Annotated in this window: 20 protein-coding genes; 3 read left to right on the forward strand and 17 right to left on the reverse strand. The window is 31.0% G+C overall.

Annotation, left to right across the window (positions count from 1 at the left end; all coding sequences use genetic code 11):
- Positions 1-67: 67 nt before the first annotated feature.
- The 16 genes from FWJ34_RS14000 to FWJ34_RS14070 all read right to left on the reverse strand — a co-directional run bounded on the left by FWJ34_RS14000 (position 68) and on the right by FWJ34_RS14070 (position 10,234).
- Positions 68-289, reverse strand: coding sequence for a CmcI family methyltransferase (locus tag FWJ34_RS14000; protein WP_308255948.1), 222 nt, complete (start codon positions 287-289; stop codon positions 68-70).
- A 22-nt stretch (positions 290-311) separates the two neighbouring features.
- Entirely contained in the window at positions 312-449 is a 138-nt protein-coding gene (locus FWJ34_RS14005) for a type II toxin-antitoxin system HicA family toxin (protein ID WP_308255949.1), read from the reverse strand.
- A complete protein-coding gene (locus FWJ34_RS19580) occupies positions 440-544 on the reverse strand; it encodes a type II toxin-antitoxin system HicA family toxin (protein WP_396231951.1) in 105 nt (34 codons plus the stop codon). The genes FWJ34_RS14005 and FWJ34_RS19580 overlap by 10 nt, the downstream gene beginning before the upstream one ends.
- Entirely contained in the window at positions 537-716 is a 180-nt protein-coding gene (locus FWJ34_RS14010) for a type II toxin-antitoxin system HicB family antitoxin (protein ID WP_308255950.1), read from the reverse strand. Before FWJ34_RS14010 ends, FWJ34_RS19580 begins: the two co-directional genes overlap by 8 nt.
- Positions 717-907: 191 nt before the next feature.
- Positions 908-1,657, reverse strand: a complete 750-nt coding sequence (locus tag FWJ34_RS14015) for a cephalosporin hydroxylase family protein (RefSeq protein WP_308255951.1) — start codon at positions 1,655-1,657, stop codon at positions 908-910.
- Positions 1,654-2,370 (reverse strand): WbqC family protein, encoded by a 717-nt coding sequence (locus FWJ34_RS14020; protein ID WP_308255952.1) that lies wholly within the window; start codon positions 2,368-2,370, stop codon positions 1,654-1,656. The genes FWJ34_RS14015 and FWJ34_RS14020 overlap by 4 nt, the downstream gene beginning before the upstream one ends.
- On the reverse strand, positions 2,367-3,035 hold the full coding sequence (locus FWJ34_RS14025; RefSeq protein ID WP_308255953.1) for a formyltransferase family protein: 669 nt from the start codon (positions 3,033-3,035) through the stop codon (positions 2,367-2,369). Before FWJ34_RS14025 ends, FWJ34_RS14020 begins: the two co-directional genes overlap by 4 nt.
- Before the next feature lie 114 nt (positions 3,036-3,149).
- Positions 3,150-4,310, reverse strand: coding sequence for a class I SAM-dependent methyltransferase (locus FWJ34_RS14030; protein ID WP_308255954.1), 1,161 nt, complete (start codon positions 4,308-4,310; stop codon positions 3,150-3,152).
- A 17-nt stretch (positions 4,311-4,327) separates the two neighbouring features.
- The gene (locus FWJ34_RS14035; protein ID WP_308255955.1) at positions 4,328-5,179 is read right to left on the reverse strand and encodes a phytanoyl-CoA dioxygenase family protein; all 852 of its coding nucleotides are present in this window, start codon (positions 5,177-5,179) and stop codon (positions 4,328-4,330) included.
- Between the two features lie 29 nt (positions 5,180-5,208).
- On the reverse strand, positions 5,209-6,198 hold the full coding sequence (locus FWJ34_RS14040; RefSeq protein ID WP_308255957.1) for a radical SAM protein: 990 nt from the start codon (positions 6,196-6,198) through the stop codon (positions 5,209-5,211).
- 72 nt (positions 6,199-6,270) lie between these two features.
- A complete protein-coding gene (locus FWJ34_RS14045; RefSeq protein ID WP_308255958.1) occupies positions 6,271-7,377 on the reverse strand; it encodes a DegT/DnrJ/EryC1/StrS family aminotransferase in 1,107 nt (368 codons plus the stop codon).
- Positions 7,378-7,495: 118 nt separating this feature from the next.
- Positions 7,496-7,726, reverse strand: coding sequence for a type II toxin-antitoxin system HicA family toxin (locus FWJ34_RS14050; protein WP_308255959.1), 231 nt, complete (start codon positions 7,724-7,726; stop codon positions 7,496-7,498).
- Between the two features lie 6 nt (positions 7,727-7,732).
- Positions 7,733-8,005: a type II toxin-antitoxin system HicB family antitoxin gene (locus FWJ34_RS14055; RefSeq protein WP_308255960.1), complete on the reverse strand. Its 273-nt coding sequence runs from the start codon at positions 8,003-8,005 to the stop codon at positions 7,733-7,735.
- A gap of 38 nt (positions 8,006-8,043) precedes the next feature.
- Entirely contained in the window at positions 8,044-8,472 is a 429-nt protein-coding gene (locus FWJ34_RS14060) for a hypothetical protein (protein WP_308255961.1), read from the reverse strand.
- Positions 8,469-9,002: a dTDP-4-dehydrorhamnose 3,5-epimerase gene (gene rfbC / locus FWJ34_RS14065; RefSeq protein ID WP_308255962.1), complete on the reverse strand. Its 534-nt coding sequence runs from the start codon at positions 9,000-9,002 to the stop codon at positions 8,469-8,471. The genes FWJ34_RS14060 and rfbC overlap by 4 nt, the downstream gene beginning before the upstream one ends.
- Entirely contained in the window at positions 9,002-10,234 is a 1,233-nt protein-coding gene (locus FWJ34_RS14070) for a class I SAM-dependent methyltransferase (RefSeq protein ID WP_308255963.1), read from the reverse strand. The genes rfbC and FWJ34_RS14070 overlap by 1 nt, the downstream gene beginning before the upstream one ends.
- A gap of 11 nt (positions 10,235-10,245) precedes the next feature.
- On the opposite strand from FWJ34_RS14070, the gene FWJ34_RS14075 reads away from it, so the two are divergent.
- Complete coding sequence (locus FWJ34_RS14075; protein ID WP_308255964.1) at positions 10,246-10,434, forward strand: hypothetical protein; 189 nt, start codon at positions 10,246-10,248, stop codon at positions 10,432-10,434.
- Between the two features lie 78 nt (positions 10,435-10,512).
- On the opposite strand, the gene FWJ34_RS14080 is transcribed toward FWJ34_RS14075, so the two are convergent.
- Positions 10,513-10,917 (reverse strand): DUF4278 domain-containing protein, encoded by a 405-nt coding sequence (locus FWJ34_RS14080; RefSeq protein WP_308255965.1) that lies wholly within the window; start codon positions 10,915-10,917, stop codon positions 10,513-10,515.
- Positions 10,918-11,290: 373 nt separating this feature from the next.
- On the opposite strand from FWJ34_RS14080, the gene FWJ34_RS14085 reads away from it, so the two are divergent.
- The gene (locus FWJ34_RS14085) at positions 11,291-11,983 is read left to right on the forward strand and encodes a Crp/Fnr family transcriptional regulator (RefSeq protein ID WP_308255966.1); all 693 of its coding nucleotides are present in this window, start codon (positions 11,291-11,293) and stop codon (positions 11,981-11,983) included.
- 150 nt (positions 11,984-12,133) lie between these two features.
- The coding region (locus FWJ34_RS14090; protein ID WP_308255967.1) for a hypothetical protein at positions 12,134-12,278 on the forward strand (145 nt) is incomplete at its 3' end.

The raw sequence follows: 12,278 nt of genomic DNA on the forward strand, positions 1-12,278 counted from the left end.
GTTTCGCACTTAAAGTGCGCTCGAACATTGATTAGTCAATCAAAGGATTGAAAAGAAAAAAATCAATTTATTTACTCTTTTGATCAAAATCTGTTAATTTTAACTCCGAACTCTGAACTCCGAACTCCGAACTCAGGTGGGTTCGAGCAATTTCATTAAGAAACTTGTAATCTTTCTTTATGGTTTTATCAATTTCAAATTCAGGATAAGTTTTGAGATATTCCCAAAGGGCAGTTTTCGGATTATTTCCCACTCCCCAAGGACGATCGCATCTTTTACAGATTATCATAATGAAAACGACTACAAATTATTTATAAATTTTTAATAAAATCATTAGCTGTAATTTGTGCTTGTTTAAGAATACCACTTAAAGTACCGATTCTTAATTCTTGGTGAAGTGGTACAACGCAAACAATTTCTCCCTCGGAAGTTAACTTTTTTAACACCACATCACATGACTACCAGTTTGCCTAGATTTAACAAAGCCCTTTTTTTCTAAAGTTTGAACTGCTTTTTTCCCTGAAATGATGGGTAATTTAGGCATAACTTAACTCTCCGTAAGTTACATCCATGGTTGTTACTAATCTAGGTTGAGTTTCCAAAGATGGACATTCTTCTAAATATAATCTAGTTGCTTCCTTCAAATTGTCGATCGCTTCTTCAATGGTTTCTCCCTGATCCACTGTGCCAACTTCCACACATTCGGCAATATACATCTTATCTTCTTTATGTAAAATTACAGGTAAACTACATTTACTATAGAAGGATAGGGAATTTTTAACGACATTTCAGTTAAAGTTTTTTTATTCATAAAAGATACCTCATTATCTCAATTTGATTAGTCATAGGTTTTATAATGATAAATTTAGTCTAGATTGATTTTTAACTTTTTATTTATTTAACCCCTTTATTCTACACGCTTCAAATAACCATCGGGCGCAACGGTAATCAATAGTTTATGCTGAATGGTTTTATCAATTTCAAATTCAGGATGGGTTGTGAGATATTCCCAAACGGCAGTTTTTGGGTTATTTCCTACTCCCCAAAGACGATCAGCAAACATTTCATCCGGTAAATCTTCCACTATCGTATCAAATACTACGCAATAGCTTCCTACGGAAGTTAATGGAGCATAAGCCTCTAATTCAGCCAAGACATGATCATGGGTGTGATTGCTGTCTAAACAGACTAAAATTTTTTGTTTTCCTTCCGCTTTGGCTTTAACTTGGTCGATAATATCTAGAGCAATACTAGAACCTTGAATCATGGAAATACGCTTAAACATGGGATGAGACTCGATCGCCTGACGATTATGTTCTCGAATGTCAATATCAATTCCTAAAACTTCTGCATCCTGACAACCGCCACAAATGGCGTTTAGTTCTAAGATGGAAGCGTAGAAAATCAAAGAACCCCCGTGAGCGATACCAGTCTCGATAATAAGATCCGGCTGTACAGACCAAATTATTTCCTGCATTGCCACAATATCTTGAGGTATCTGAATAATTGGTCTTCCCATCCAAGTAAAATGATAAGCATATTTATGCCTAGTAATTTCTCTAAGCCAAATGCGAGATAAAGCTTGCACATCATGATCTTTTTTTAAGCCTTCTATCTCATTTTTGACATCAGCAAAAAATTTAGCAACTTCACTCATTTAATAAAATCTCTCCAATAAGTTGTTGATGAATCAATATATTTTGTACCTTTTCTGCCTACATTAGCAATTAAATCTAAAATTGACACATAGGGAGTAAATTCTCCATATAATTGAGGATAGGAAATTTTTTGATAATTCATATATTCCACCCTAATTCCCTCTCGCTCAAATAATTGATGATCTAAATAATTACTAGCACCATGACCAGTAATATAAATATTTCCTTGCAAATATTTAACAATATTAACTACTCTTTGCGAACTTTTACCACCAATATTCAGGTTTGAAGAATAAAGAAAATGATCAGGTTGTTTAAGATTAAAATAACGGCAAACTTCATTTAAACTAGCGATCGTTAAATCAACCAGCATATCAGTATGTTGAGAATAAACCTTATTGACCAGATCTAACATATCCTGTTGATAAGGTGCTTTAAAATAATTTTGAGACAAAAATTTGATATGTTGTTCACGCCAATTATTTTTATGACATACTTTTACATCTCTTATAATTTGTCCTAGTTTTATATCCTTTAATGGTATTGTTAACCATTTAAAACCATTCTTAGTTTTTATTTGAACTCTATTGGTAAAACTTCCCTTAGAAAATTGAACATCATCATAATGAACATAAATATCAGCTAATTTAATCTGTTCAAATAGTCCTATCCAAGGAAAAAACATTGGTTGAGAGATAACAATTTTTTTCATAAAAATTTTACTCCTTCCTTTTGTTGCAAATCCTTAATAAAGCTAACATATGAATTATTAATAAAAGAAGGATTTAAGTTTTGTGTATAAGGTAAATTATCTTTTAATATAATTTTATTCTGTTCTATTTTTATTGCTTTATTTTCCCAAAGATCTATAATTAATAAAAATAAAACTGTTTTTTGAATAAAGGATAATTTTTCTAATTCAAATAGCGTTGCTGAAGTTACTAATGGTTGACAAGTTTGAGCAATAATATGACCAGCATCCATTTCATCATTTGCTAAATGTATTGTTGTTCCAAAAAAGCGTACATTATTATTTTTCGCTTTTTTTAAAGCTCCCATTCCTTTAAAAGCTGGTAATAAAGATGGATGAATATTAAACAATATGTATTTGCTTAATAAGGGTTCAGTAACCAGACGAGAGAAGAACATCACTATAAAATCAAATTCTCCTTGTTTTTCTAAAACGGTTACAACTTTCTGAGAAAAAGAATTATTATCTGAGTCTTCAATACGAACTACAGGAATATTTAAAACAGTACATTTTGGTTCAACTCCACAAGATCGATCAGTTATCACAAAAAAACTAATATGTGGACAAACTTTGACAATTTCTAAAAAAGCACTTCCGCCAGCAGAACAAATAACACAGATGTTCATATCAATAAATACTCCTATTATTTTAAATTTCGCTTGTCAATAAAGTGTTTTTTTATAGTAGTAGAGGTCTTAATAAGATTAAATTACCGTCTATCATGTTTTGAACACCCCGGATTAAAGATATAAATATTGATGGTTTTTATTTATCCAAAAGTCAATTTCTGTAATGATTTTTTGGGCATTTTGAGGATTTAGTCCCACATAAATATACTCAAAATTATCAGGTAAATCTTGGGGGGCAATAATTGGTTTACCAAATAAAGTTTTTCCTTGTTGAAAAGGATTTTGATCTAAAAAATATTTAATTTTATTTATGTCTGATAAACAAGTAGCAATAAATGAACCATAAAAACCTGAACCATAAATTACCGCTTCAGCATCACCCACAATATTTTTTTCAAAATCTCTAACTTGATTAACAATGTTTTGCCAATATTTTACCATATTATTGACTTGTGATTTAATTTCCTTCAACAATTCAGTATTTTTTTCTAATGAATTTAACTTAACATCTGTTGGTTTACGAGCTACAATGACAAAAGCACTATCATGATTTTTCTGATCAATTTCTACTATTTCAAAACCAGTAATATTGAGTAAATACTGTAGGGACATTACAGAGAAATGATTAACATGATCTAAAACAATAAAATCAGCTATGTTTGTGTATGTATTGGGAATAATACAATAAAAATAACCATCATCTTTCAATAAATTAAAAATATTAGATAGCATTAACTGTGGTTCTTCTGTATGTTCTAAAGCAAAGAATGATGTAATTAAGTCAAAGCTTTGATTCCAGTCAGATTTTAATGAATAAGTTGCACAATTTTCTGGCAAAATAAATTTATCCCAAAAGGGAATATACATTTGACTAACATCAAAAACATGAGGAATTAGATCAGTTCTAATTTGACTTAATTTTTTTAAAGTAGCAGCTTTAGCACAACCATAATCTAAAACTTTGGTTGCTGGTGGTAAAGTAAGTTTATCTAACAAAACATTAACCTGATGATCTACCCTAAATATTTTCTTCCCATCAATAATTTTATACAATTGATCTTCTTCTTCTGTATCAATTAATATCTGATAATTTTGATCATAGTATTCATCAATTTTATCAATTGATTTAGTTTGTAAATGACCACAATTATCACAAAAAAATACTTCTGTTTTTTGTGGATAAACTTGACAGAGTGAAGTTAAAGAGATGGGATTAGGTGATACATATATAGGCTCATCTAATTTACTTTGGCAGACATGACATTGATTCATAAAAATCTCCTTTTTATTTAATCTATGACCAATTCAGGATGAATTTGCTGTAGTTGATTGCCTTGAGCAAAAGCACCTTTCCAACTAATTTTAATTCCCGAAGATTCTAGAAAATCAAAATATCTCATTTGCATAGTCCAACGGGATCTATTTCCTACATTGAATCCAGAGCTATGAATTACCAAATAATCTAAAATAATTAAATCACTTGGTTCGCTCAAAGGTGCGATTTGTGGATAACGATTAATTAAGTTTTTTTCATCTTCTAAAATCAAAGCATAAGCCCCAGTTTTTAACGGATTTTTTGGATCTTTAGTATGGACTCTAACTAATCCATCTTTATGAGAACCTACACAAAATTTTACTAAACCTAGCTCGGTGGTCATTTTGACTAAAGGACTCCAAAACACTAATCCATTAATACTACGAAGTTGTGCAGGGTAATCTTGATGCCATGGTGCACGATATTGTTCTTCGTGGGGATTATCTATTCTAATACCATAACCCCCAGCAGCCAGTCCGGCCAAATTTGTTTGTCTTAATTCTTGAAATAATTGTTCATTTTTTGATGATGCTACTAACCTAACAAAAGCCGGTATTTGTTTAACAGCATCATATATTTCACCTCCGATTTTACGGTCATAAGCAATTATTTCTTGATAGCCATTATCAAATTTATCTGAATTAAAAGCCTCTTTTTTTTTGATATTTAATTGGTATTTATTAATCAGAATATTGATGATTTCATGTATTCCGTATTGTATGGGTTCTATTTCAGTTTTGAGATCATAAAAATTCTTGATAATCAAGAAACCATCTTGGTTAAAAGTTTCAATTTGTGCGGAAGTTAAAAAGTTAGGTTTTTGCATAAGATACTTTTTTGAGAAAATTAATATTTTTACATTCCTATAAAAATGCCTAATTTTTCCAGATAATATTGTGTAATATTATTCAGGGCATATTCATCGATTTCACTCGAACCAATAGTGCCATATATTCCATAAACATGAATGGCCTGATCCATACATTGATTACAGGTAGGATGTTGACTTTTCATATTTTGAATTTCATCTATAGACGATGATAAAAAATTAGTAATAGTATATTTATTTGCGTCATAAGCTCCGCAACATAATTGCACATTACCATCTTTATCAAGGGTCATTTGGTCTTCTCTCAGAGTACAGGGTGAATGTTTATATTTTTGCAACATTTTTGTAGTTTCCCAATAGGGAATAACCATTTTATTAATAATATCTAAATCTTGTGTGGTTAACGCAGATTTATCTCCTTCTAAGTAAGCAATTTGTTTATCTAAATTCATAAAATAAGCCCACACGGGTTGAAAATCAAAACCCAATGAGTTGGCATAATCACGCATCAAAATTTCATCATCTAAATTACCTAAATAACGATGATATAAAACATGAATGTTAGTTTTGGCTCCAGTTTGTTTTTTAGCATCTGATAGCTTTTTCATGTTTTCTTTAACTAATTCAATATCTCCACCCTTATGAAATTGTGAGTATATGGACTGATTAAATCCCGATAAACTAACACGAAAAGTAGTGGGATTTGCTTCTAAAATTTTAAAAAAGTCTTTTTTTATATTTAGATTGGAACTAATAAAACTTTTTAGCTCTAAATTTTCAATAATCTTAATTAAATCAGAAATTTGTGGATGTAATAAAGGTTCTGTCCAGCTAAATAATCCTACTCCACTGACATAGCATTCTTGTTTAGCTTTAATCAGAATTTTCTCTAATAATTCAGGTGACATTAAACCTGTGGGATTTTTTACATCACTATTGCCTATAGGACATGATGGGCAACGTAAGTTACACTGACCTAATCCTAATGTATCAATATTAAAAAAAAAATGTTTCATATTTAATTTATTCTTTATAGTAGTAATTGTCATTTATTTTACCCGCGATCGCGCCTTTTTTATCACCATGAATTAAATAAATTTCTTAACAATATTGACTATGCTTTCTATATTATCCTTTGATAAATCATGATAACTAGGTAAATTTATTGCTCTTGTAGGAATATCCCAAGCGTTGACATTTTCTCTTTTATCTTCAAACATAGATAAACTGGATAAAGGATGAAAAAACACTCTCGCATCTATATTTTCAGCGTTAAAAAAAGTTTGTAACTTTTCCCTTGTGATACCTGTTTTTTTGCCGAATACAACTGTGGGCATCCAAGCTCCATTGATTGTCCCCTCCGATTCTGGATTCATAGAAACATCTGGTAAAACCTCTAACCTCTCTTTATAAAATCTCAAAATTCCCCGTTTACGAGCGACTAATTCTTCAATGCGTTCCATTTGAGCGCAACCGATGGCCGCTTGGATATTCGACATTTTATATTTAAAACCTATAATATCAGGCCAGAATTGTTTAGTTTGTTTTTTAGAACGTCCATGATTAGAAAGAGTTAAGACTGTTTCATATAATTCAGGATCGTTAGTGACAAACATTCCCCCTTCACCAGTAGTAAGAGTTTTTGTGCCATGAAATGAAAAACTGCCAAAAGTTCCCATACTTCCTGCTCTTTTACCATGATACACAGAACCGATGGCTTCTGCCGAATCCTCAATAATTGGGATGTTATACTTAGAGCCAATTTTTAATAATCTGTCCATATTGCAAAGATTACCATATAAATGAACCGCAATGATTGCTTTGGTTCGGGGAGTAATGGCGGCTTCGGCTAAGTCTGGATCAATACACCAAGTATCAGGAAGTATATCTACAAATACAGGTTTTGCTCCTAAATGTACAATTGGTGCGGCGGTGGCAATCCAGTTTGTGTCCGCCAGAATCACTTCATCACCTAGTCCGATACCTAAAGCTGACATTCCCATGTGTAAAGCCCCTGTACAACTAGAAGTAGCGATGGCATATTTGACTCTTAAATGTTGCTTAAAAGTTTCCTCAAAGCGATTAATATATTGATAACAACGCTCTCCCCAACCATTTCTAGCGGCATCGGTAGCATACTCAACCTCCAGTTCGGTAATTGATGGTTTGGTATAATAAATCCGAGATTTCACCATATTTATTTTAATTGATTAATAAATTCAGTAACAGCATCATATTGATCATGATAATTAGTATATTTTGTCGAAATTTCTCGGTTTAATTCTGGTAAGGAATAAAATATAAATTATCGGTTTATTGATAATCCATAAATTCCTCAACTGTGATATTTATTTCTCTAATTATCGCTCTAATTGTTCCTTTACGAATAGTTTTTCCTTGATGATGGGGAACTGGAATTACTAAACCATCATTGTCTCTAACCCATAATTCATGAGACCCTTTTCCTTGTCTATAAAATCTAAAACCAAAAAACTTAAGACGATTTGTTACTTCTAAATAAGTTAATTCTCTTAATTTTGTCATCTTTAATTATAATTGAACGGGAATAGCAAAAGTTAAACAAGTATTTGGAGAAAGTTCAATAGTTTCTAAATTTAAGGGTTGATCTTGTTCTTTTTTATATTCAATAATCATTTTGAGGACATCAAGACAATTAAAAATTGCTTCTTGGGGGGTATCTCCTTCTGCAAAAGCTCCTTGAATACTTGGTATTTTTGCTAAATAACCATCATCATTATTTTCAATGACTACGGAGATTAGTTGAGCTTTATTTTTTTCCTGCAATTTAGCTAGAGATTGCATTTTTTAGACTCCAAAATTTATAAATTTATAATTATCAACTATAACAGAGGACTGGCTAGGCTAATTTTGTACTTACTAAAACTTTTTTCAGAAAAATTTAAAATAAAATTTTCAAGAAACTCAGTAAAAGCATCATATTGATCATGATAATTAATATATTTTGTTAAACTTTCTAATATCAAGTTCAGATAATAACTTATAATAAAACCTGGCGTCTTTCTTTGCGTCTTTGCGTCTTTGCGAAAAAATTTACTATAATTATTTAATCGAACCTGATATAAGTTTAATTCTGGTAATAATTCACTCTGATTAAGTTGAATATACTGCTCATTTTTTAAGCTATAAATTGTTAATAAACCATCTTGATAAAACCAAACTTCAGAAATACCAATGCGACGATGTATTTCTAATATATTAAGATTCCCACTGGTAACAATTACCTCAATAAAACTTATCTGATTTTTCAAATCTTAAAATTAAGATAATTTTGGTCTTTTTCTGACATAATTAAATTCTCGGTTAATAACCAATTAATCTTAAAACTAGGATCATCAAATCTTACACCCTTAGCACATTCAGGGTGATAAAATTCAGACATTTGATAAAGTACTTCGGTATCATCTTCTAAGGTTTGAAAACCATGGGCAAAACCTTCGGGAATATAAAGCATTTTGTGATTTTTGGCCGTTAACTCTACCCCAAACCACTGTTTAAAAGTAGAGGATTCTGGTTGAATATCGATAATGACATCGTAGATTGAACCCTGAGTACATCTCACCAGTTTTGTTTCTTCATGAGGCTGAATTTGATAGTGCATACCTCTGAGAGTACCTTTTTTGGCATTAAAAGAAATATTACACTGTACTAAATTAGGATTTAAACCGTAATCTCGAAATTCTTGTTCACACCATGATCTGGCAAAAAAACCTCTATGATCTGATATAGGTTCAATTTCAATCACATAAACCCTTTTTAAGAGTGTTTCGATAAATTTCATTAAATTACCTCAACTTCAGGAATAGGCACAACGAATTTTCCTCCCCAATTAATAATATAGCTGAGTTGTTGAGTGATTTCGTCTTTCAAGTTCCAAGGAAGGATTAAAATATAATCTGGCTTAGTTTCAGCGATTTTATGGGGGCTATAAATAGGAATGTGAGTGCCGGGTAAAAATTTTCCCTGTTTATGGGGACTGCGATCGCAAGTATAATCAAGAAAATCTGTTCTAACGCCACAGTAGTTTAAAAGTGTATTTCCCTTTGCAGGTGCGCCATAACCAACAATAGTTTTACCCCCCTTTTTTACATCAATGAGAAAACTAAGTAACTTTTGTTTTGTAGCAATTACTTTTTTACTGAAATCAAGATAAGTGTTGATTTGTTCTAAACCTACTTCTTTTTCTTTTTGTTGAAGGGCTAAGAAGCGATCAGTAATGGGCAATTGATCATTATTTTCATGTTTAGCATAAATTCGTAATGAACCGCCATGGGTAGGTAATTCTTCCACATCGAAAACTGTTAATTTATAGGTGGCAAAAATTTTGCTGACTGTGAGTAAAGATAAATAAGAAAAATGCTCATGATAAATCGTATCAAACTGATTATTATTGATTAATTGCAATAAATGGGGAAATTCCATTGTGATCACACCATCAGGTTTTAAAACAATTTGCATTCCTCCGACAAAATCATTAATATCAGGTACATGGGCTAAAACATTATTTCCTACTAATAAATCAGCTTGTTTTCCCTGATTTGCTAATTCTTGAGCAGTTTTTACCCCAAAAAATTTAACCAAAGTATCAATGCCCTTGTCGATCGCCACTTGAGCAACATTTGTCGCTGGTTCAACTCCTAAAACTGGAATATTCTGAGCTTGAAAAAATTGTAAGAGATAACCGTCATTACTAGCAATCTCCATGATTTGACTGGATTGATTTAATTGAAATCTGTCAATCATCAGTTCAGTATATTTTTTGGCATGATTTAACCAACTATCAGAGTAAGAGGAAAAATAAGCATAATCACTGAATATAGTATCAGGAGATTCAAACTCTTCTAACTGAACTAAAAAACAGTTATCACAAACGTAAACATGAAGGGGATAAAATTTTTCGGATTTATTCAACTCAGAAGATGCTAAATAGGCATTAGATAAAGGAGACATTCCTAAATCGACAAAAGTATATTTTAATTCTGACTTACAAAAACGACATGAAGAATGTGTCATAGAATAATATTTTGAAACTTATTAAATTCATTAATTCGGAAAATAAAATTCTTTATAACCAAGCTATCAAAGAATTAAACCAACATCAAGGATTTAGTCATTTAGGTTCGGCAAAAGGAACAAATAAACAACAATTTCAAACATTATGGGGACGAGTTTATCAATGGCGTAAAAATATGCCAGTAAAAATCCAACATTGAACTATTTATCGAGCTTATCAAATATGGGTCAAAACTAACAATATATTAATTATAATAATGTATTTGTAATTATCACTTTTAATAATTCATAGCTAATTGCTGAGATTCTCGTTTCAACATTTCTAATAAATAATCGTTTTGAGTCTCTTTTGCAATTTTGATTCTTCTTTTCAAATTCTCTCTTAAATTATGTAAATGTAACTCTTCCAAATTAGACTCTTTGACGGGGTTACTGATGCGAGAATGAGGTGCAATAGCAATTACTGTTGATTCACTATTAACCATTACATTAGTCGCATTAGGGCAGGTGCTATAGCTGACACCACGATAATTTAAACCAAATTTAGGGCGTAGTTGTGGAATGTGTTTCGGTAACTTATAATTCCATTGACTGCCTCTATATTTACCGATGATGTCACTTTCTTTTGTTTCTAATAAAGAGGTTTCTGATTGATATTGAATGCCACGATATTTCATTTCCATCTGATTTACTCCTAAAGTTATGGGTGAATTTTATTGAAAAGGTTTAAAAAAAAGTTTTTTTATTTGTGTCTGTATCTATTTTTACATTTTTACAAATTAATGTAAAGGAAATGTTAGGAAAACTTAAGATTTGCAAAAGATAATTGCATATAAGCTTTTGATGTCTCTAAATTGTCTGGTGAAGGAGGAGAAGAGTTAAGAGGAAAGAATCAAGGCAGGAGGTTTAAACCCTTTGTTAATAATTAGGAAAAAATGTAAGTTAAATGCGTTGAGTGTTTAGCAATCTAAATTTATTGATGTCCATAGCCGAAATCGATTAGAATGCAGTAGTTCAAGATCTGAAAATTAAGTTCTTATATTTTATTAATATTTCATGGAGACGCAAGAAATTAGTGATCTTTTTTCCTTATTTCATAATCTTAATACGGAAATCTTAGAATGGGTTATTTCTATGGCTGAAAGTGATAATTATGAATCGGGAGAGGTGATTATTGCTGAAGATGACTGGGGAAAAGCTATTTATTTCATCGTTTTGGGATGGGTAAAATTAGAAAATATCTATACTGAAGAAACTGTCACAGTGGAAATTATCGGCAAAGGTGGCTGTGTGGGAGAAGCTGGAATTTTAAGCAGTCTTAATAGTAATAGTCGAGTAGTGGCGATTTCTGCGGTAGAAGTGTTGACTATCTCAGCACAAAGATTTTTGCAAATATTATTTCGAGATTCTCAAATACAAAACCGTTTCTTAAAATTAATGGTAAGTCGAGTGACAGAATATCAAAAATATTGTCAATTTCATCGTCAGACAGGAAAAGTAAGATTAGCTACTGTTTTAATTTCCCTTGCCGATAAATATGGTGAAATAACAGAAAATGGCATTAAACTTTATTCTTTTTTTTTACAAGATTTGGCTAATTTAGCTCAATTAAGTGTTGAAGATTGTCGTCAAATTATCAGTAAATTAGAGGATAAAGGTTTAATTTTTATTGAATCTAATTCTGATAGTTTTTATATCTCTAATCTTAAACAATTGCATCATATTATCGGCAAATTAGGGAATGAATAATCATTAGAAAAATTCCCCTGCAAAATACCTATTTCATCACTACGAGCTTAATACAGTAAGCTATAACTTTCACTATTAACTATTATTTTTTATAGTTGAAAAATATTCACTTTGTACTACTTATTCACGACTATTCACTATTAATTATAAATGAACAAATTAAGTCCTAATATTCATTATTTTGTTTCAATGTCATATCCTGAGTCTCATCTATTTGAAGTAACTTTAAATATTGAAAATTGGCAAGAAAAAACCTTAAATTTAAAAATGCCTGTATGGACTCCTGGATCTTATT

Source organism: Geminocystis sp. GBBB08 (assembly GCF_016743215.1).
Classification (GTDB): domain Bacteria; phylum Cyanobacteriota; class Cyanobacteriia; order Cyanobacteriales; family Cyanobacteriaceae; genus Geminocystis.